At 62.4% G+C, this 21,667-nt stretch carries 14 protein-coding genes; 9 read left to right on the forward strand and 5 right to left on the reverse strand.

Annotated elements, in window-relative coordinates; all coding sequences use genetic code 11:
- Positions 1–19: 19 nt before the first annotated feature.
- Positions 20–1,822: an ABC transporter ATP-binding protein gene (locus OHD58_RS15890; RefSeq protein WP_263804394.1), complete on the forward strand. Its 1,803-nt coding sequence runs from the start codon at positions 20–22 to the stop codon at positions 1,820–1,822.
- 101 nt (positions 1,823–1,923) lie between these two features.
- Positions 1,924–3,297 (forward strand): glutamate--tRNA ligase, encoded by a 1,374-nt coding sequence (locus OHD58_RS15895; protein WP_263804395.1) that lies wholly within the window; start codon positions 1,924–1,926, stop codon positions 3,295–3,297.
- Here the strand turns inward: OHD58_RS15895 and OHD58_RS15900 are convergent.
- From OHD58_RS15900 to OHD58_RS15910, 3 genes are all read right to left on the reverse strand, one after another.
- The gene (locus OHD58_RS15900) at positions 3,215–4,240 is read right to left on the reverse strand and encodes a DUF2865 domain-containing protein (protein WP_263804396.1); all 1,026 of its coding nucleotides are present in this window, start codon (positions 4,238–4,240) and stop codon (positions 3,215–3,217) included. The genes OHD58_RS15895 and OHD58_RS15900 overlap by 83 nt on opposite strands.
- Positions 4,241–4,486: 246 nt before the next feature.
- Entirely contained in the window at positions 4,487–6,802 is a 2,316-nt protein-coding gene (locus OHD58_RS15905) for an NADP-dependent malic enzyme (RefSeq protein ID WP_263804397.1), read from the reverse strand.
- A 157-nt stretch (positions 6,803–6,959) separates the two neighbouring features.
- Positions 6,960–7,724, reverse strand: a complete 765-nt coding sequence (locus tag OHD58_RS15910) for an SDR family oxidoreductase (RefSeq protein WP_263804398.1) — start codon at positions 7,722–7,724, stop codon at positions 6,960–6,962.
- Between the two features lie 122 nt (positions 7,725–7,846).
- Here OHD58_RS15910 and OHD58_RS15915 point away from each other — a divergent pair, with 122 nt between their 5' ends.
- From OHD58_RS15915 to OHD58_RS15925, 3 genes are all read left to right on the forward strand, one after another.
- Positions 7,847–8,668, forward strand: coding sequence for a UDP-2,3-diacylglucosamine diphosphatase (locus OHD58_RS15915; protein ID WP_263804399.1), 822 nt, complete (start codon positions 7,847–7,849; stop codon positions 8,666–8,668).
- 11 nt (positions 8,669–8,679) lie between these two features.
- Positions 8,680–8,910, forward strand: coding sequence for a hypothetical protein (locus OHD58_RS15920; RefSeq protein WP_263804400.1), 231 nt, complete (start codon positions 8,680–8,682; stop codon positions 8,908–8,910).
- 130 nt (positions 8,911–9,040) lie between these two features.
- The gene (locus tag OHD58_RS15925; protein ID WP_263804401.1) at positions 9,041–10,255 is read left to right on the forward strand and encodes an MFS transporter; all 1,215 of its coding nucleotides are present in this window, start codon (positions 9,041–9,043) and stop codon (positions 10,253–10,255) included.
- On the opposite strand, the gene dgcA is transcribed toward OHD58_RS15925, so the two are convergent.
- Positions 10,226–11,212, reverse strand: coding sequence for an N-acetyl-D-Glu racemase DgcA (dgcA, locus tag OHD58_RS15930; protein WP_263804402.1), 987 nt, complete (start codon positions 11,210–11,212; stop codon positions 10,226–10,228). The two genes, OHD58_RS15925 and dgcA, sit on opposite strands and share 30 nt — an antisense overlap.
- Positions 11,213–11,289: 77 nt before the next feature.
- Between dgcA and OHD58_RS15935 the strand changes: the two genes are divergently transcribed.
- From OHD58_RS15935 to OHD58_RS15950, 4 genes are all read left to right on the forward strand, one after another.
- Entirely contained in the window at positions 11,290–12,471 is a 1,182-nt protein-coding gene (locus tag OHD58_RS15935; RefSeq protein ID WP_263804403.1) for an MlaE family ABC transporter permease, read from the forward strand.
- Positions 12,472–12,479: 8 nt separating this feature from the next.
- Positions 12,480–13,301 (forward strand): ABC transporter ATP-binding protein, encoded by an 822-nt coding sequence (locus OHD58_RS15940; protein WP_263804404.1) that lies wholly within the window; start codon positions 12,480–12,482, stop codon positions 13,299–13,301.
- Between the two features lie 5 nt (positions 13,302–13,306).
- Positions 13,307–14,680 (forward strand): MCE family protein, encoded by a 1,374-nt coding sequence (locus OHD58_RS15945; RefSeq protein ID WP_263804405.1) that lies wholly within the window; start codon positions 13,307–13,309, stop codon positions 14,678–14,680.
- A 78-nt stretch (positions 14,681–14,758) separates the two neighbouring features.
- Positions 14,759–15,361 (forward strand): ABC-type transport auxiliary lipoprotein family protein, encoded by a 603-nt coding sequence (locus tag OHD58_RS15950; protein WP_263804406.1) that lies wholly within the window; start codon positions 14,759–14,761, stop codon positions 15,359–15,361.
- A 122-nt stretch (positions 15,362–15,483) separates the two neighbouring features.
- Here OHD58_RS15950 and OHD58_RS15955 read toward each other — a convergent pair whose 3' ends face one another.
- Positions 15,484–21,558 (reverse strand): kinesin, encoded by a 6,075-nt coding sequence (locus OHD58_RS15955; protein ID WP_263804407.1) that lies wholly within the window; start codon positions 21,556–21,558, stop codon positions 15,484–15,486.
- Positions 21,559–21,667: the final 109 nt, after the last annotated feature.

Here is a 21,667-nt window from a genome sequence, read left to right on the forward strand (position 1 = left end):
GTCGTGCCCGCATGAGATCATGGCTCGTTTTCGTATCGACCTGCGCGGCGGTGCATTCCGCAGCGTTTTCAAATTCACCGGCGCGCACTGGCGTCGGCAGCCCGGCCGGGTCGCCATCATCATGGTTGCGGTTCTGGTGTCGACGCTGGCCGACGTCTTGACACCGCTCTATTCCGGCCGGCTGGTCGACGCTGTCGCCGACGGCGGGGCGACGGACGTCATCGCTTGGAACGCCGCGGTTGCGGCATTTTCCATGCTGATCGCGTTGGCGCTCGGCGCCATCGTCATGCGCCACATCGCCTTCATGACGATCATCGACCTGACGCTGAACATGATGTCGGACATCGCCGCGGACGCATTCCATCGCGTCCAGCGGTTCTCGACGGACTGGCACGCCAACAGCTTCGCCGGTTCGACCGTGCGGAAGGTAACGCGCGGCATGTGGGCGCTCGACCTGCTGAACGACACGTTGCTGGTGGCGCTGTTTCCGTCGCTTGTCATGCTGGTCGGCTCGACGCTGCTGCTTGGCTGGTACTGGCCGATGATGGGTGTGATCATCGCCGTCGGTTCGATCGTCTATGTCACGCTGACGGTTTCGCTGTCGCTCGGCTACGTCGCACCTGCGGCGAGCCTTGCGAACAGCTGGGATACGCGGCTTGGCGGCGCCTTGGCCGACGCGATCAGTTGCAACGCCGTGGTCAAGGGCTTTGGCGCTGAGGATCGCGAAGACAGCCGTCTCGCAAAGGTGACAGGCAAATGGCATCACCGGACGCGCCGAACCTGGGTGCGTGGTACGGTCAACGGCACGACGCAGGGTGTTACGCTGCTCGTGCTTCGGGCCGCAGTGATCGGCTTCGCGCTGGTCTTGTGGTCACGCGGGCAGGCGAGCGCGGGCGATATCGCCTTCGTGCTGACGTCGTTCTTCGTGCTGCAAGGCTATCTGCGCGACGTCGGCATGCATGTGCGCAACGTCCAGCGCTCGGTCAACGACATGGAAGAACTGGTCGATATCCAGGGCCAGCCGCTCGGCATCGCCGATCGTCCCGGCGCAGGAGCGATCCGCATCGGCGCCGGTCGCATCGACTTCGAGAACGTCACGTTCCACTACGGCCATCACCGGTTGCCGCTCTATCGCGACTTCTCGGTGACGATCGAGGCGGGCGAGCGCGTTGGTCTGGTCGGGCATTCGGGTTCGGGCAAGACGACCTTCGTCAAGCTGATCCAGCGTCTCTATGATCTGACATCGGGGCGCATCCTGATCGACGGTCAGGATATCGCCAAGGTCGGCCAGGCGTCGCTGCGCCAGCAGATCGCCATCGTTCAGCAGGAGCCGATCCTGTTCCATCGCTCGCTTGCCGAGAACATCGCCTATGCCCGGCCCGGGGCCAGCCAGGCGGAGATCGAGGAAGCGGCCAGGCTCGCCAGCGCCCATGATTTCATCATGAGCCTGCCGAAAGGCTACGGCACACTGGTGGGCGAGCGGGGTGTGAAGCTGTCGGGGGGCGAGCGCCAGCGCGTGGCGATTGCCCGCGCCTTCCTCGCCGACGCGCCGATCCTGATCCTCGACGAGGCGACGTCCAGCCTCGATTCGGAATCGGAAGTGCTGATCCAGCAGGCGATGGAGCGGCTGATGGTCGGGCGCACGACGCTGGTGATTGCCCACCGGCTGTCGACAGTGCGTGCACTCGACAGGCTGCTGGTGTTCGACAATGGCCGTATCACCGAGGAGGGCGACCACAACGCCTTGATCCGCCTCGACGGTGGCATCTATCGCCGGTTGTTCGAACGCCAGGCGCTGGAACTGACCAAGGGCCTGGTCTGACCAAGGCTTGTTGATAAGGGAAGGGCCGCACGCAAGGTGCGGCCCTTTCTCTTGCAGATCACCGCCTTGCCAACGTCAAACTCATCCGCTACGCCCCGCCGATGACCGTTACCGTCCGTTTCGCCCCGTCGCCGACGGGCCATATCCATATCGGCAATGCGCGCACCGCGCTGTTCAACTGGCTTTACGCCCTGAAGAACAAGGGCCGTTTCATCCAGCGCTTCGACGACACCGACCTCGCGCGCTCGAAGCAGGGATATGCCGACGGCATTCTTTACGATCTCGGCTGGCTGGGCATTTTCCCGGATGCGGTGGACTACCAGTCGCGACGGTTCGGTGACTATGACGCGGCGGTCGAGCGGCTGAAGGCGGCGGGCTTGCTCTATCCCTGCTATGAAACGGCCGAAGAGCTTGAACTGAAACGCAAGGTACGGTTGTCGCGCCGCCTGCCGCCGGTCTACGGCCGCGAAGCGCTGAAGTTGAACGAAGCCGAGAAAGCCGACTTCGAGGGCGAAGGCCGCCAGCCGCACTGGCGTTTCCTGCTGCCGAACTTCCGCTCGGACCCTTTTGAGACGGAACGCACCGAGATCCACTGGAACGATGTGGTGCGCGGCGAAGAGACTGTCGATCTGGCATCTCTGTCCGATCCGGTGCTCGTCCGGGCCGACGGCACCTACCTCTATACGCTGCCGTCGGTCGTCGACGACATCAACATGGGTGTCAGCCATGTGATCCGCGGCGACGACCATGTCACCAACACCGGTGTACAGATTGCGCTGTTTCGAGCGCTAGGCGCCGAGCCGCCCGCGTTCGGTCACCACAATCTGCTGACGACCGCCTCCGGCGAGGGCCTGTCCAAGCGAACCGGCGCGCTGTCGATTTCCGGCCTGCGCGAATCCGGCATCGAGCCGATGGCGGTCGCGTCGCTCGCGGTGCTGATCGGTACGTCGGAAAATGTCTCGGCCGTACGCACGATGGACGAACTCGCTGAAAAATTCGATCCGGCATCGACCTCGAAATCCGCTTCCAAATTCGATCCCGCCGAACTGGGTGTGCTCAATCGGGTGCTTTTGCACGCCATGCCATTCGAGGAGGCCCGCACCCGGCTGCTGGCGCTTGGCGTCGATGGCGAGCGCGCCGAGCCATTCTGGATCACCGTGCGTGGCAATCTGGATAGGCTCGCGGACGCCGGGAAATGGTGGGGGATCGTCAACGAGGGTCCTGAACCAGGCGAGATGCTTTCCGCGGAGGACCGAGAATTCGTGCGGGAGGCCTTCGATCTTCTGCCGGAGGAGCCATGGGACAGGTCGACCTGGAAGTCATGGACCGATCAGGTGAAGGAAAAGAGCGGCCGCAAGGGCAAGGCATTGTTCATGCCATTGCGGCTGGCGCTTACTGGACTTGCTTCTGGGCCGGAGCTTGCAGATCTATTGCCCCTGCTGGGTCGGGAAGGAACACTGGCCCGACGACCCTGACCTTGCGCTCACCGGGTGGCGGCAGTTCCGTCGCCTGAGGCATCTGCGTCGGAGCCGGCGAACTCGTGGGTTCCTGGCCAAAGGTCAAAATGCTGCCGCTGGCTGGAGCCGAGGTGGCGCTTTCCGCTTCGACGTTGATGGTTGTCCAGCTCGATGGCGGGTTTCCGGCAATCACGGAGAAGTTCTTCGCAGGATTGCAGGCGCATTGCGCCTGGCGGGGTGTGTCCGTTTGGCGATACAGGAATGCCGTGGGCAGGTTTGCATATGGTTCGCCGGTTGCGGTCGAGACCATAGCTTCCGCGTTCTCGTCATCGGCATCCTGATAGTAGATCTGCACGTCGGTTCCGGGACACATCGTCTGGCAGTTCTGCTGGTCTCGCTCGAATTCGCGTATCGAGGAAGACGGCGAGATCGGGAAGTAATAGCCGTCGCAGCTGCGTACGCAGAGCGTTCGGTATTGTCCGCCGGAATATTGCCGTTGTGACGGTCCGAGACGGCGGACATTGCGCGGAGTTTCTTCATCGATCTCATCGAGCTGCCGGACATCCCCGTTGAAAATCTGATCGAAAAGGGATGTTCCACGATTGGGTTTCTCGCTCGAGCGCTGGGCCTCACGTTGCCGGGGCGCCGTCTTTCCACGGCAGCCGTTGGCATCGAGCGAAGCAAGCAGGCGGCCGCGCTGCCGCTTCGATCCGCTGTTTCCAGCCAGTTGCGTGCGTTTGCTTTGCAACGCCGAGAGGTTTTGCTCCATCCGGTCGATCGTATCGTCGAGCTTGCTGCAGCCGCGGCCTCCACGACCGAAGAGCGAAAAACCGCAACCGGCGCTGCGGGCGCGCCCACGCGCCTGCTGCAACTGAGCCCGCTGGGTAGCGACGGCTTTGTCGTATTTCCTGTATTGTACCCCTCCACCTCCGGAAGAAAGGGAGGCGAGCTGGGCTTCCAATTGCCGGCACAGTCGCGCATCGGCGAGGGCCGCGCCGGCGTCGAGGAAAAGACAGGCGGCAACGACCGCTATCGTAGCGGCGAGCCGGTTAAGCCTTTCCATCCCCGCAGCCATTTAGCCTCCCAAAGCCTTGCGCCTGGAATTTGCCGCAACCCAAGTCTTATAGATACTATCATCCGCCGGGTTAACCGCCGCTTAGAAGCCATGGTTACCAACGGACGACATCTTTCTCCGGATAGTCTTTCGCTAGGCTGGGTTCTGTGCCTGCTGTGCGGCCTCGACGACGGCAAGAGCCGTCATGTTGACGACGCCGCGCGATGTAACCGATGGCGTCAGAATATGCGCGGGCTTTGCGGTTCCGAGCAGGATCGGCCCGACATGCAGTGCGTCCATCATCTGCTTGACCGTCGTCAGCGCGATATTCGCGGAATCGAGGTTCGGAAAAACCAAGAGATTGGCCTCGCCCTTGAGTGTCGAATGTGGATGGACGCGATGCCGCAAATGCTCCGAAAGGGCGGAATCGCCGTGCATTTCACCATCGGCCTGAAGGTTGGGTGCGATACGCTGCAAGATCCTGGTGGCTTCCCGCATCTTCAATGCGCTTGCCGAATCCCGTGAGCCGAAGTTCGAATGCGACAGGAGTGCGGCCTTCGGCTCGATGCCGAAGCGGCTGATCTCCTCGGCGGCGAGGACCGTCATCTCCGCAATTTCCTCCGCCGTGGGATCGACCGAAACATAGGTGTCTGTGAAGAACACGATGCCGCGCTGAGTAATCAGCATGGATAGTGTGGAGAGATCGCGATCCTGCACGCCGTCACGCGCGCCGATGATCAATTGGACGTTGCGCAAATGCCGTTCGAAGCGGCCTTCCAACCCGCAGATCATCGCATCGGCATCACCGCGCTTCAGCGCCAGTGCGGCGATCACCGTAGTGTTCGTTCGCACCATGGTTCGGGCTGCTTCAGGCGTGACGCCGCGACGCCCGCCAAGCTCTATCAACAGATCGACATAGCCCCGATAGCGCGGATCGTCTTCAGGATTGATCAACTCAAAATCGGTGCCGGGACGGATTTTGAGGCCATAGCGCCGCAACCGGACATCGACGACATGCGGGCGGCCGATCAGGATCGGTTCAGCGGTGCCTTCCTCGAGCACCACCTGCGCCGCCCGGAGCACGCGCTCGTCCTCGCCGTCGGCATAAATGACGCGTTTGGTGGCGGCCGCCTTGGCAGCGGAAAACACCGGCTTCATGACGAGACCGGAGCGGAAGACGAAGCGGCTCAGCCGATCGAGATACGCAGCCCAGTCTTCGATCGGCCGTTGGGCGACGCCGCTTTCGCAGGCTGCCTTGGCGACGGCGGGCGCGATGCGCAGGATCAGCCGCGGGTCGAAGGGCGAGGGGATAAGGAAATCCGGCCCGAAAGTCGGCGTTTCGCCCGAATAGGCACGGGCGGCGATATCGGATGGTTCTTCGCGAGCAAGTGCGGCGATGGCGCGGACCGCCGCCATCTTCATTTCCTCGTTGATGGCGGTCGCGCCACAATCCAGCGCGCCGCGGAAAATATACGGGAAGCAAAGCACGTTGTTGACCTGGTTCGGGAAATCCGAACGGCCGGTGCAGATCATTGCATCAGGTCGCGCCGCACGCGCTAGTTCCGGCATGATCTCGGGCGTCGGATTGGCCAGGGCCAGGATCAGCGGCTTTTCGGCCATGTTGGCCAGCAGCTCGGGTTTCAGGACACCGGCGGCGGACAGGCCGAGAAAAACGTCGGCGCCGCCGATGACGTCGGCCAGGACCCGGGCGTTGGTATCCTTGACGTACGGATCCTTCCAGCGGTCCATTTCCTCGAGCCGGCCCTTGTAGGCGACGCCGTGGCGGTCGGTGACCCAGATATTTTCACGTTTGGCGCCGAGCGAGACCAGCAGATTGAGACAGGCGAGGGCGGCCGCACCCGCGCCGGACGTGACGATCTTGATGTCCTCGAGCTTCTTGCCGGCGAACTCCAGACCGTTCAGCACCGCGGCGGCGACGATGATCGCGGTGCCATGCTGGTCGTCGTGAAACACCGGGATGCCCATGCGGGCCTTCAGTTGCTCCTCGACTTCAAAGCACTCCGGCGCCTTGATGTCCTCGAGGTTGATGCCGCCGAATGTCGGCTCAAGGGCGGCCACCGTCTGCACCATGCGGTCGATCTCCGGCGCATCGATCTCGATGTCGAAAACGTCGATGCCGGCGAACTTCTTGAACAGGACCGCCTTGCCTTCCATCACCGGCTTGGAGGCCAGCGGCCCTATATTGCCGAGGCCGAGGACCGCCGAACCATTGGAGATGACAGCGACGAGATTGCCACGCGCCGTGTAGTCGGCGGCGGTTGCCGGATCGTCCTTGATGGCCAGGCACGGCGCGGCGACGCCGGGCGAATAGGCGAGCGCCAGATCACGTTGGTTGCCAAGCGGCTTGGTCGCCTGGATTTCCAGCTTTCCGGGCGTCGGATGCTTGTGGAAGAAGAGCGCTGCCTCGTCGAGATCGGAGCGCTCGGCTTTCTTGGTCTCGACGTTCATCCAGCGCTCCCTTCGCAGTTTTCCAGTCCGGTTTTAGCACGCGCAAATGAAATCGCGAGATGCCGCGTCACAAAAAGCGTGGCTTGGATCTACGCCGATCTAAGTTCCTATCATTTCAGGAGGTTAGCGCAGGAAACTGCGGGAGAATCTTCCGACGCTAAAACGCGCTGACGTAACTGCCGCCATCCACGGGGATATTCTGCCCGGTCAGGTATCCGGCATGCACCGAGCAGAAGAAGGCGCAGATCTGACCGAATTCTTCGGGCGTACCGAGCCGCTTTGCCGGAATGTCGGCCAGCATCTTCTTTTCATCCTCCGTCATCTGGTGGCCGGCGCGGTTCGCGCCTCGCAGCCGCTCGGTATCGAGTTTGCCGGGAAGCAGATTGTTGATGGTGACATTCTTGTCGGCGACGGTCCGGGCAACGCCTGCGAGGAATGACGTCAGCCCCGCGCGTGCTCCGGACGAGACGTCGAGGCCGGGAATCGGCATGTAGACCGACAGCGAGGTGATGTTGACGATGCGGCCGAAGCCGCGTTCGGCCATGCCGACCAGAACTGCCTGGATAAGTTCGATCGGCGCAATCATGTTGTTGGTCACGCCCGCCAGGATCTGTTCGCGGGTCAGGTCGGCGAACTTGCGAAACGGCGGACCGCCATTGTTGTTGACCAGGATATCCGGCTGCGGGCAGGCGGCGAGCAGCGCCTTCTGGATTTCCGGTTTCGACACGTCGCCTGGTACTTCCGTAACCGTCACGCCGAAGCGGTCGCGAATCTGCGCCGCCGTTGCCGCGAGGGTTTTTGCATCGCGACCATTGACGACGAGATCGCAGCCGGCCTCGGCCAGCGCCATCGCGCAACCCCTGCCGAGCCCCTTGCTCGAAGCACAGACAATGGCCTTCTTTCCGCGAATACCGAGATCCATGATGCAATCCTTTTCCTGATGGGCGGCAACCTAGCTTGCCGGGCGCTCCAACTGCAACCGTCACACGCCTGTTGCATGAATCGGGGCATAGCAAGCGCGCCGCAACCGGTTGGGAAAGCTCGATGTCCGGCGAGAAGACACGCAATTTCCGTACTTTGTTCATCTCCGATGTCCATCTCGGCTCGAAGCCGGCGAAGGCCGAGTTCCTGATCGATTTCATGCGTCACCATGAGGCGGAAACGATCTACCTGGTCGGCGACATCGTGGACGGCTGGCGGTTGCGTCGCTCGTGGCACTGGCCGCAATCGCACAACGACGTCGTGCAGAAGCTGCTGCGCCAGGCGCGTAAGGGCACCCGCATCACCTACATCGCCGGCAACCACGACGAATTCCTGCGCATGTTCCAGGGTACGCACTTCGGCGGCATCGTCGTCGCAGACAGGGCGATCCACGAGACCGCCGACGGGCGGCGCTTCCTGGTCATCCATGGCGACCAGTTCGATTCGATCGTTCACAACGTGCGCTGGCTCGCTTACCTCGGTGACAAGGCCTACGACACTGCAATCATCGTCAACCGGATCGTGGCGCGGTTCCGCCGTTTGTTCGGCATGCCGTACTGGTCGTTCTCGTCCTGGGCGAAGGTGAAGGTCAAGAAAGCGGTCAACTTCATCAGCCATTTCCAGGAGATCGTCGCCCAGGAAGCGAGGCGCTCGCATGTCGACGGGGTTATCTGCGGCCATATCCACCACGCCGCGATGGAGCGGATCGACGGCGTCGAATACATCAATACCGGTGACTGGGTGGAGAGCTGCACGGCCGTGGCCGAAAATTTCGACGGGACGATGGAGATCATCCAGTGGGCGCAGATTCTTGCCGACGCGCCCGCGTCGGACGGGCGCTTCGTCCCGGTCGTTATCGAGGACAAGACCGCGGAAGCCGCCTGAGGCGAATCGTGATGCGCCGGAAATCATCGAAAACCTCCGCCCGGGTGGAAATGCCGCCATTTGACGTCCGTCCGTCAGGCTTGCCCGGGCTTGCTGCCGTTTCCCGTCATGGCGTCCGCCTGGGTGTGCTTGGTACGCCGCAACATTTCGAAACCGGCTCGACCCGCAAAACTCCGGATCGCAACATATCGGTAGGAGACCAGCCGGTTTCCACCGGTTCCGGCATTGCCATCGCCGCGTGATTCCGCCATTCGGCAGGTTGTTGACACAAATCGATTGGGCCAGCAGCTTTCTTGCCCGCAGTCTCATGATATGGAAGCCGGAAGGCTGGCGAAATATGTCGCGTCGCCTGCCTCTCTTCGGCTTCCTTCGATGTCGCTCCCGCCACTCACGCCCGAACAGCTTGTCAAACCGCGCTATTTCGAGCTGCGTATTTCGTTGATTTTCGTGGCCATCTTCATCCCGATGGGGGTGCATCTGCCGTATTTTCCGGTGTGGCTGGAAGCCGGCGGGTTCAGCGCCGAGCAGATTGCCGTCATCCTTGCCGCGCCGATGTTTCTGCGCGTCGTCACGACACCGATCATTTCTACGCTCGCCGATCGCGCCGACGACCGGGCCGACGTCCTGATCGGCCTTTGCGGTGGCGCGCTGGCGATCTCGACCGGCTATTTCCTGCCGCCGAGCTACGGCGTTATTCTCGGCGTATCCCTGGCGTTGGCAATCGTCTGGACGCCGCATTCGCCGCTTGTCGACTCATTGGCATTGTCGGGTGTGCGCCGTTTCGGCTGCGATTATTCGAAGATGCGGATCTGGGGCTCGGTCATCTTCTTTTGCGCGAATTTTTTCGGCGGCGTGATCATTGCGAAGACCAGCGAGGACATCGTGCCGGTCATGATCTCGGTTGGGCTGGCGATAGCGCTGGCCGCATCGTTCATGACACCGCGTCTTGGACGTCCGCGCCGCGCGTCGCCTCTTTCGACGGCCGAACTGCCTGAAGCCGCTCCATCGCTCATGCGACCCTATTTCCTCTATTTCGTCGCAAGCGCCGGCGTCACCGTCGCCAGTCATGCATTTCTCTACGCTTTCGTCTCCATCTATTGGAAATCGCTTGGCATTTCCGATTCGCTGATCGGTATGCTCTGGGCTTTCGCGGTGATCGCGGAAGTCGGCATTTTCATGGTTTTCACCCGGCTTTTCGGCTCGGTTCCCGCGACGACCACGCTTATCATTGCTTCAGTCGCGGCAATGATCCGCTGGATCGCGTTTCCGCTTGTCTGGCCAAGCGGAGCCGGGGTCTTCGGTTTCTTTCTCGTGCAGGCGCTGCACGCCGTGTCGACGGGCCTGATCCTGCTCAGCCTGCAGAAGATGATCGCGGAGACCGTTTCTGAAGAACGGACAGGCGCCGCGCAAGGCGTCAATTATTTTGCCAGCGGCTTCGGCCTGGCGGTCATGACGCTGCTCTCCGGGCCGCTTTACGATGCGCTTGAAGAGCACGGCTTTTATGTGATGGCGGTAACCGCGTTGGGAGGCTTGGCTCTGGCGATCATGGCTCGCCGCTCAGCCCCAAAGCGCGGCCTCTGGCGCTGACACCATCGATCCCTCGTAGACGAGGCCAGGCGAGCGGTCGCGGGCGAGAAGCAGCGGTCCGTCGAGATCCACGAAGTCCGCACCCTGTGCCAGCAGGACGGCAGGCGCCATGGCCAGCGACGTGCCGATCATGCAGCCGACCATGACGCCGAACTTCATTTCGCGTGCCCGGTCGCGCAAGGCGATTGCCGCCGTCAGCCCGCCGGCTTTGTCGAGCTTGATGTTGACGGCATCGTAAAGGCCTACCAGCGCCTCCAGGCCGTCGGCCGTATGAATGCTTTCATCGGCGCAGATCGGCACTGGGTGATCGATCTCACGCAAAATGCCGTCCTGTCCCGCGGGCAACGGCTGCTCGATCAGCGCGATGCCGAGTTTCGCTGCCGCTGCCAGGTTTTCGCGGATATTCTCGTTCGTCCAGCCCTCGTTTGCATCAAGGATGATCTTGCTGTCGGGGGCAGCTTCGACGACAGCGCGGATGCGGGCGATGTCGTCGCCGCTGCCGCCGATCTTCACCTTGAGCAGCGGCCTTGCGGCATTGGCGCGGGCCTGCGCCGCCATCGCTTCCGGTTCGGCCAAAGACAGGGTGAAAGCCGTTTCGAGGGCGTGAGGGATACCCTTGCCGATTTGCTCATGAACACGTCTGCCGGTGGCCTTGGCTTCGAGGTCCCACAGCGCGCAATCCACCGCGTTGCGAGCGGCACCCGGCGCCATCAAGGCCAGCAACGCAGTGCGGTCGATGCCCCTGGCGATATGCGTCCGCGCGGCTTCGATCGCGTCGCGGACGCTTTCCATCGTCTCGCTGTAGCGGCGGTAAGGCACGCATTCACCGCGCCCGCTGTACCCGCCTTCGGTAATTGTGCAGGTCAGCACCTCGGCTTCGGTCTTGGAGCCGCGCGAGATGGTGAAAACCCCGGCAATCGGGAACCGTTCGGTCTCAACGGAAATGTCACGCGGCATATTTTTCTTCCTTGGAATCAGCACCGTGGGTCGTAGCAAAGTGACAGACCGGAGGCGAGCGGTTAAGACTTCAGGCCATGTTGAACGATGCTCCGTTGGAAGCAAGCCGCACGCCCGATGCGCAGAATCATCCCAAAATCGAGGTTCGGGAGGACGGCGGTGCGCTGGTCTGTGCGTTTTCGGGTAATTGGACGACTCGGCGCGTGCATTTTGTCGATCACGACATGCGAGTGCTGGAATCACGACGCGACGCCAAGTCTATGACTGTCGATATTTCCGGCATTCAGCGCATAGACACTGCCGGCGCATGGATCATCGAGCGCTTGATCGCCGCGAATACGAGCCGCGGGGTCGATACCAAGCTTGTGGGGGGAAGCGAGGCGGCGAGCATTTTGCTTGGAGCCGTGGGCGAGGCGACACGAGGCAAGGAAGCTCCGCCCAGGCCTGTTCAGTCGAACATTGTGATCCGCTTCCTGGAAACGCTCGGACGGGGCGTCTATGCCGCCCGAGACGATTTTATCGCCAGCATGTACATTCTTGGTTCGACCATTCGCGGCGCTCAGATGAAGCTTGGGCGCGGACACGGGGTCAATCCGGCGGCGATCGTCAGCCAGATCGACCGCATGGGCGTCGGCGCCATTCCCGTGGTTGTGCTCATGTCGGCCATCGTAGGCGCGATCGTCGCACAGCAGGGTGCATTCCAGTTGCGCTATTTCGGCGCCGAGATATTCGTCGTCGACCTCGTCGGCATCCTCGTCCTGCGCGAACTTGGCGTCCTGCTCACCGCCATCATGATCGCCGGCCGGTCCGGCAGTGCGATCACAGCCGAAATAGGCTCGATGAAGATGCGCGAAGAAGTCGATGCGCTGACCGTTATTGGCCTCAATCCCGTCGGGGTGCTGGTTTTTCCGCGCCTCGTTGCTCTTGTGATCGCCTTGCCTTGCCTGACGATTGCCGCAAATTTCGCCGCCATCGGCGGCGCGATCGCGGTTACCTGGGTTTATTCCGGCATTCCCCCGGAAGCCTTCATCGACCGCATGCGCGCCAGCATCGATCTTTCGACCATACTTGCCGGTCTTATCAAGGCCCCATTCATGGCACTGATCATCGGCATTATTGGCTCTGTCGAGGGAATGAAGGTCGGCGGCAGTGCCGAATCGCTTGGGCTGCGGGTTACATCATCGGTGGTGAAGTCCATTTTTGTGGTGATCATCGTCGACGGAATGTTCGCGATGTTCTACGCGGCGATCGATTTTTAGGGCGGCGGATGCAAAACGCGACAGAGACAATCGTCGAAGACCCGCCGGCTCCGCAGGGCCAGCACGACGTCGTCTTGTCGGCCCGCGACGTTACCGTCGCTTTCGGCGACAAGGTCGTCCTCGACAAGCTGTCGCTCGATATCTACCGCGGTGAAATTCTCGGCTTTGTCGGCGCCTCCGGCGCCGGCAAGTCGGTGTTGCTGCGCACCATTCTTGGACTCAACCGCAAGCAGTCCGGGACGATCAAGCTGTTCGGCATTGATGTCGACAAGGCGACGGAGCTCGATCGCCAGCGTCTCGATATGCGGCTCGGCGTTCTCTTCCAGCATGGCGCGCTGTTCTCGGCGCTGACCGTGCAGGAGAACGTTCAGGTTCCGATGCGCGAATATCTGGACCTGCCGAAAAAGCTGATGGACGAACTCGCTCTGCTAAAGATCGAACTCGTCGGATTGCCGCGTGATGCCGCGGTGAAGTTTCCGTCGGAATTGTCAGGCGGCATGATCAAACGCGCGGCCTTGGCGCGGGCGCTGGCGCTCGATCCCGACATCGTTTTTTTGGATGAGCCGACCTCCGGGTTGGATCCGATAGGTGCCGCCGATTTCGATGAACTGGTCGCCAAGCTGCGCGACACGATGGGATTGACCGTCTATATGGTCACCCACGATTTGGACAGCCTGTTCTCGGTCTGTGATCGAATCGCCGTGCTTGGTAAGAAAAAGGTGTTGGTCGAAGGCACGGTCGAGGACATGCTGGCCAGCGAAGAACCCTGGGTCAAATCCTACTTCCGCGGCAAGAGGGCGCGGCAACTCGACCTCGCTGCGAGGAAATAGGGCGCATGGAAACCAAAGCGAATTACGTCATCGTCGGAATTTTCACGCTCGCCGCGATCCTTGCCGCTTTCGGTTTCGTCTATTGGACGGCTGCGATAGGAGACCGGGGTGAGACGATCGAATTGCGGGTCCGCATTCCGGGATCGGCGTCGGGCCTGAGCCGGGGCAGCGCCGTCCTGTTCAATGGCGTGAAAGTCGGGGATGTGCGGCGCGTCTTCATCGATGTCGACAACCCAAGCGTGGCGATCGCCGATACACTTGTCGATCGCTATACGCCGATCACCCGCTCCACCCAGGCCGACATCGGGCTTGCCGGCCTCACCGGCCAGGCAAATATCGAATTGAAAGGCGCTGTTTCCCAGGAACCGAACATCCTGGACGAAGCGGAGGCGAACGGCACGGTCGCCGAAATCGTCGCCAACCCGTCTGCGGTCACCAACCTGCTGCAGACCGCACAGGACATATTCAAGCGCGCCGACAATGTGCTGTCTCAGCTTGAGGGCTTTGTCGGCGATGCAAGAGGGCCGCTGACGCAGACAGTGCAGAACGCGCAGAAGTTTTCCGATGCGCTGGCCGCCAATGCAGATGGGGTCGAGAAATTCCTGTCGAGCGTCAGTGCTCTCTCCGAAGAACTGGCGGGCGTTTCGGGCAAGCTTGACGGAACGCTGGACGCGGCGGAGCAACTGCTGAGGTCGGTGGACCGGGAGAAGGTGGCAACGATCGTCGCCAACGTCGAGACGTTCACCAAGAGCCTCGGCGACAGCAGCGACGAACTGGAAAAAATCATCGCCAACGTGGATACCACGGTGAGATCGGTCAACGAGTTTGCCGGCAAGGCGAGCTCCACCCTGGAAAAGGTCGACAACGTGGTCGGCGCGGTTGATCCGGCGACTGTGCGCCAGGTTCTTGCCGATATCGGCAAGGCCAGCCAGACTGCCAACCGCGCGGCCGAAGACGTCGCCAAGGTCACCGACAAGTTCGGCGACCGTGCCGAGGACATCGATCAGATCATCAGCGATGCCAAACAACTCGCGCAGCGGCTTAACCAGGCTTCCGTGCGCGTCGACGGCGTTTTGGCGAAGGTGGACAATCTGCTCGGCTCGGGTGAGGCGGAAGGCGTGATGGCCGATGCCAGCCAGACCCTGAAGTCATTCAAGCAGGTTGCCGATACGCTCAATTCCCGCCTCGGCACGATAACAGACGGGTTCGCGCGCTTCTCCAACCAGGGTCTGCGGGAAATCGAGGCGCTGGCGCGTGATAGCCGGCGCTCCATTAATCGCATCGAGGAAGCGGTCAGCGACCTGGAACGCAATCCGCAGCGCATATTGAGCGGTGGAGATGGCGAGGTCCGCCAGTATGATGGTCGGGCTCGCCGTTGACATCGGGAGCGTCACCCCGCAAGACAGAATCCTTGAGGGATGTAAGCTTTGCATTCGTGAGTCTCCGGGGAGCCGCACGTGAGATTTGGTAAGCTTTTGTCCGGGGCGGCGTTCGCGGCCCTCGTCATTTCCGGCTGTGCCGCGCTGCCTGGCGGCGGACCGGCACCGCTTGATACCTATGAATTGTCGGCTCCCACGCCGGATACCGGCCGGACACGCCGCGGTACGCAGGTTTTGATCGCCGAACCCTCCGCTCTGAAGTCGCTCGATGGCCAGAACATCGTCATCACGCCGGCACCGGGCGCCATTCAGTTCCTCAAGGGTGCGCAGTGGGCGGACAGACTGCCGAAGGTTGTCCAGGCCCGCTTGGCGGAATCCTTCCAGCAGTCTGGCAGCTTCGGCGGTGTCGGCAAGCCGGGCGAGGGACTTGCCATCGATTATCAGGTGCTTACCGAAATCCGCGCTTTCCAGATCAATGTCGGGCAGGGCAGCCGAGCGGATGTGGAAATCTTCGTGAAAGTGCTGAACGACCGCAACGGCGTCGTTCGCGCCTCCCGTACGTTCAAGGCAAGCCAGCCTGTCAGCAGCGGCAGTGGCAACGACGCTTATGTCCGGGCGCTCGACGCGGCTTTCGCCGATGTTGCCGACGAGATCGTGCGCTGGTCGATTACAGTGATGTAGGCCCGGCGCGCGGATGTAGGCACTGTGCCAGTGCGCTGCGGTTTGATCAAGATAAGCTGCAGCGAGTCAAAACCAAAAAGGCGGGAGATTATCCCGCCTTTTTAGTTTTGATCTCTCGGGCCTTACCGCAGCCGGCCGCTGGCATGCGCCAGCATCGTGTAGACCTTGCCGGTATCGGAGGTGAGATAGGTCTGCGTCATGATGTTGTCGCGATCGCTGCGCGCGACGTCCTTCAGCAATTTCTCGAAATCGTCGCAGTAGCGATCGACAGCGGCCCGGAATTCGGGATCCGCCTGATATTTGCGGCGGATTTCATCGAAGGTCTGCTGGCCCTTCAGCGTGTAGAGGCGGCGGGTGAACACATCGCGCTCGCCGCGGCGGTAACGGTCCCACAGTTCAATCGAGGCTTCGTGATCGATGGCTCGCGCGATGTCGACTGAAAGCGAGTTCAGCGATTCCACCACATGCAACGGCGAACGCTGGCTGGCTGCCGGGCGCGGTGCTTCTGCTGGTTTCGCCTCGACCTCGTCGCGCGACGCATTGGTGAGCAGATCGCTTACCCATCCGCCAGGGCGCTGCTGGCCGTTGTTGCGCGGCTGCGGCGGTGCGACTCGCTCGACATCGAGAGTGCCGCGCAAGGCGGGCTCGGCAAGCGGACGGCGTTCCTGGACCGGCGCCGGTGAAGCCGGCCGGCGGGCGGGCTCGGCTGGACGCGGCTGTGGTGCCGGCGCTGCCGCGCGGCTCGCGCGGCCATCGGAAACGTCGACTGTCCGGCCTGAACGCGCAACGATCTCAGAGAGTTCCTTCAGCGCATTGATCTGCTCGGTGACGGCGCGACGGATCGCCGTGGTCGATTCCTTCGCTTCCACCGGCATGTCCAGAACGCCGCGCTTCAGCTCGGCTCGGGTCTGGTCGAGCTCCTCGCGGATGCTTCCGGCAGTGCGCCGCATTTCGTCGGTCGCAGTGGCGAAACGCTGGGTCGCCGATTCGACAACTTCCGAAATCGAGGCGCGGATCTGGTCCGTCGACTTGCGCGTGCGCCCCTCTGCGGTTTCCAGCGAACGTTCGACGATGGTCTCGAAGGAGCGCATCATCCGTTCGATATCCTCGGACTTCTTGACCAGGCCAACCGCCAGATCCTCGAGCGCCGTCTGGCGGTCGCCGAGCGTCGAGGCGAGGTTGGTCTGGGCAGCACCGAGCAGGTCCGATGCGCTTGACAGGAGCTTGCTGTGGTCGTCGAAGCGGTTTGCGATCGCTGCGATGTCCTTCAGCGTATGCGACGACACCTCGGTCAGGCGGCCGGCATTGGCGTCGATCAAACGGGCGGAGCTGGCAAAGGTCTGTGCCGCCTTTTCCGTTGTCACGAGGAAGCTCTGGGTCGTCGACGACAACCGCTCGTCAACGCCCGAAAGATTTTCGGACGCCTTCTCGATCAACTCGCTGAGCGTTGCATTGGAATGGGAGAGCCGGTCGATCAACGCGCCGACGCCGTCGGCGAGGCTCGTTTTCGCACCATCCAGCACGGTCAGCGTTTCGGCCGTGCGGTTGGCGAGCGCATTCACGAGCGCGGCGTTTTCGGAGCGCAGTCGTTCGGTCGCCCGTTGTGTTGCTTCCTCCAGGCTCTTCTGCAATTCGCCACCGCTTTCCGCGAAGCGCTCGACCAGCGGCCTTGCCGTTTCGTCGAGGATCTTGGACATCTCCGATGAACGGCTGGCCAGCATGGCATTCAGTTCGCGGGTATTCTCGCCGATCGACTTAGCAGCCTCGTTGGTGCGCTGGCTGATGTGCTGGCCGACGGCGGTGAAGGTATCGGCGATCACGTTGGCGCGCTGCGCAAGGCGGGCCTCGCTTTCCGCAACCTGATCGTTCAGCTTCTGGCCGATCGTTTCGGCGCTCGTGGTCAGTCGGATCTCGACTTCCGATGCATGTCCGGCGACACGGGCAGCGATCGCATCGACACCGGCAGCCAGTTTTTCGTCGGCCGCAGCCAGCGCTCCGCTAATCGCTACCGCGCGCGCATCAAGTTCAGCGGACGTCTGATGTGTCCGCGCGATGATGCGCTGTTCGGTTTCGTCGAACACATTGGCGATGTCGGCGGCGCGGGCGGTGATAGCCGAAGCGGTATCGTCGACGCGGGCGGCAAGTTGCCGATCGGCGGACTCGAAGGCGCGGGCGAGTTCCCCAGCGCGCGCTTCCATCGACGAGGCACTTTCACTGACACGCGCGGCAAGCCGCATGTCCGCATCGTCGAACGACCTGACGATCTCGCTAGCGCGTGCCTGCAAGGTTTCGGCCGTTTCACTTGCACGTGCAGCTAGGCGCTGGTCGGCGTCGTCGAACGAGCGGACGATCTCAGCTGCCTTGGCGACGATAGATCCCGCGGCTTCCGATGCGCGTGCCGCGATGACACCGGTGGTTTCCTCGGCGCGGGTAACGAGCCTGCGGTCGGCTTCCTCGAAGGTGCGGGCGATCTCGTCCGCCTTGACCTGCAAGGTTTCGGCGGTTTCGCCGGCACGGGCAGCCAGACGCTGGTCGGCATCGTCGAACGAGCGGACGATTTCGGCCGCCTTGGCGACGATAGATCCCGCAGCTTCCGATGCGCGTGCTGCAATGACACCGGTAGTTTCCTCGGCGCGGGTAACGAGCCTGCGGTCGGCTTCCTCGAAGGCGCGGGCGATCGCATCCGCCTTGACCTGCAAGGTTTCGGCGGTTTCACCGGCACGGGCAGCGAGGCGCTGATCGGCATCGTCGAAACTGCGGGCGATTTCGTCGGCACGAGCGGCGAGTGCACTTGCCGTTTCTTCCGCCCGCGAAACCAGGGTACCGGCGGTTTCCTCCGCCCTTGCCGAAAGGCGCTGGTCGGCCATGTCGAAAGCCTGAACGACCGTATCGGCCCGTGCGGCGATCGCACCGGCCGTTTCGTCGACACGTGCGACCAGGCGCCTGTCGGCATCCTCGAAGGTGCGTGTCACGTCGGCAACGCGATTGATCAGCGATCCCGCCGATTCCAGGGCGCGTGCGGACAGCCGTTCGTCAGCCTGATCGAATGTGTGGGCGATTTCGGCCGCACGGGCCGCAAGCGCCTCCGCGGTCTGTTCCGCCCGGAGGGAAATCCGCTCGTCGGCGTTGTCGAGAGCCTTGCCGGCTTCATCGCCGAGTGCGGACGTAATTGCCAGAACCTTCTCGCGCAACGCGCCTGCAACTGCCCCCGCACTCCGCTCGAGCACGCCGCGGACATTTTCGATGCCCGTTGCGAGCGCACGTTCCATCGTGCCGGTCCGCTCCTCGATGACGCCGGTCTGGTGGCGGAATGTTTCCTCGATCTTCTCGACGTCGGCAGACAGCGCCTCGGAAATGTCGGCCCTGCGGTCTGCCAGAGTCTGGATATGCGCAACCACCGCGTTATCGATGTCGGAGCGCGTCGCGCCGAGCTGGCGCAGATCGTCTTCCAGCGCGCGGGTCAGCATATTGCGGCCTTCGGCCAGCTTGCCCACATGGCCGGCAATCGTGTCGTCGAGGTCGGAACGGGTTTCGGCGAGCCTTTGCAGGTCGTCCTCCAGCGCACGCGCCAGCACGTCTCGGCCCTCGGCCAACTTGGCGAGCTGTCCGGCGACGATGTCGCCGATGCCGCCGCGGCTATCGTCGAGCTTCTGCAGGTCGGCTTCGAGTGCTCGCGAAAGGATGTCGCGGCCTTCGGCAAGCTTGGCAACCTGACCGGCGACGATGTTGTCGATGCCGCTGCGGCTTTCGTTGAGCTTCTCCAGGTCGGCTTCCAGCGCGCGCGAAAGGATGTCGCGGCCTTCTGCCAGCTTCGAAACCTGGCCGGCAACGATATTGTCGATGCCGCTGCGGCTTTCGTTGAGCTTCTCCAAGTCGGCTTCGAGCGCTCGCGAAAGGATGTCGCGGCCTTCTGCCAGCTTCGAAACCTGGCCGGCAACGATGTTGTCGATGCCGCTGCGGCTTTCGTTGAGCTTCCCCAGGTCGGCTTCGAGTGCGCGTGAAAGGATGTCGCGGCCCTCGGCCAGCTTCGAGACCTGACCGGCGACGATGTTGTCGATGCCGCTGCGGCTTTCGGCGAGCTTCTCGAGGTCGGCTTCAAGGGCACGCGCGAGGATGTTGCGGCCCTCGGCGAGCTTGCCGACATGTGTCGCGATCGTTTCGTCGATCGCGGCCCGTGTGTGGCCGAGTTTCTGCATGTCGTCGCTCAAGGTGCGGGCGAGGGCGGTCCGTCCAGCGTCCAGGCGTTCCAACTGGCCGCCAAGCTCCGCATCGATCGTGGCGCGCTGCTCGGTGACCTTGCGCAGGTCGTCGTCGAGCGCCCTTGAAAGCATGTTTCGCCCTTCGGCCAGCTTCTGGAGATGCGAGCCGATCGCGAGGTCGATTTCGGTGCGACCGTCGGTAAATTTCTGCAGATCTTCATGCAGGGCGGACGCCATGCGCTCGCGGCTCTCGGCGAGCCTCTGGGTATGGCTTTCCACTGCCGCGTCGATGCCGTCGCGTGCTTCGGCGAGCTTCTCGATATCGGCTTCGAAGGCCTGTCCGATCACGCTGCGGCCGGCTTCCAGGCGGTTGGCAAACTCCGACGCGCGCGCTTCGAGCATGGTCGAAGTGGACATGACTATGTCGGCCATTTCGGCGCCGATCTGTGCCTTGCCTTCGTCGATCGCGGTCGACAGGTCTTGCTTGCCGGCGGTAAAGGTGTTGGCGATTTCGCGGGCGCGCTCCACCAGCGTGTCGTTGATCTGCCGGGCGCGGGCCTCCAGCGCGGCATTCAGCTTCTGAGTGCCGGTATCAAGTGCCTCGGCGCGGGTCTGGAATTCGCCGATCAGCGCCTGGCCACGCTCGGCAAGCGTGGTCTCGATGCTCTTCAGACGCGTTTCAAGCTCGGCGTTCAGGCTGTCCGTGGCGCCACCAAGCAGCGAAACCATGCCGGTGGCGCGTTCGTCGAGCATCTGCGACAGCGAGCGGGTGACATCGTCGGTGCTCTGGGTCAGCGTTGCGATACGGGTATCGAGCAGGCTCGCGAAAGCTTCGCCGGACGTCGTGATGCGATCAGATATGGTGTCCATGCGCTGGTCGATCGAATCGTAGATCGACATGCCGCTTTCATTGATACGGTCGATCAGCGTGCCGCCGGAATCGGTGATCGTCATCGACAGCTTGGTGGAGGCTGCCAGGATGCTGTCACGAATCATGTCGGTGGCGCCGCCCAATTCGTCGCGGAGCGTCTCATGGGCGCCCGAGATCGACGAACGCACACGTTCCGCATGGCTGATCAGAGCGTCGCGCTCGCTGCCAAGTCCATCGACAAGCGTGCGGATGCGCATCTCGTTCTGCGTATAGGCACGCTCGAGTTCATTGACCTCTGTATGAACAAGCGTTTCGAGTTCGACCGCGCGGGCCAGTGTGCGCTCGATGCCTTCGCCCATCGCTGCGACCTCGCGGCGAACGGCCTGGCCGACCATCATGACGCGATCTTGTGCGAGCGTTTCCGGGTCGGCGAGGCGGAATGCCAATTCGGTCATCGACCGCGCCGCCATGCGCATTTCCTGGGCGCGGCGCATCATCACGGCGAACGCCCAGAACAGGATGACCGGCAGGAAGGTTCCGACCGCCAGCAAGACGAGGTAAGGCCGGGCGATCAGCTGCTGGCCAGTGCGGATATTCCAGATTTCAGGGCCAAACAGCATATGTGCCAAAAGAAGACTGCCACCGACCCACGCGACGGTGAGCAGCCCGACCATCCAGTAGAGCGTGCTCGACGAGCGCCGGTTAAGGCCGTTCATGGCGGCGCGGAAATCCTTTTGCCGGTCGTCATTGGCGGGGGAGAAACCGTTGGCCGCCTGCGGGCGGTTTTCCTCCGGCTCGTCTGCTGGGCGGAGCCCCATTGGCAGGTGCGGTTCAGGCTCTGGCTCTGTATTGGCTGGTTTTAGCGAAAGCTTGCCATTTTCTTTTTTCTCTTTTTTCGGCTGCGTTTTCTCTGCCTTTGGCTCCTCGGCAACGGGCGTGTTTCCATTGCGGCTTTCGCGCGCCAGTTCGTCGGCGGCCTGGGAAATCTGCGCTTCGAGATCTTCCATCGATGCCGCGATATCGAGATCGCCCTCAATCCCTCCGGTGAGGTCGAAGTCGAGAGCCTCCTCTAGTTCCTTGGCGACGTCGCTGTCGAGATTTTGTGTCGTCGTTGCTTTTCGCGCCATGCCGCCGTTTACCCTGTACAAAAAGGCGCAGCCGAACCAAAACTGGTTCCTCGTCGGCCGCGCGCGTGGCTTACTATGGTCTTGCCGTATCGTAGTGGCACACACCGGT

The organism is Mesorhizobium sp. ZC-5, from assembly GCF_025753855.1.
Classification (GTDB): Bacteria; Pseudomonadota; Alphaproteobacteria; order Rhizobiales; family Rhizobiaceae; genus Neomesorhizobium.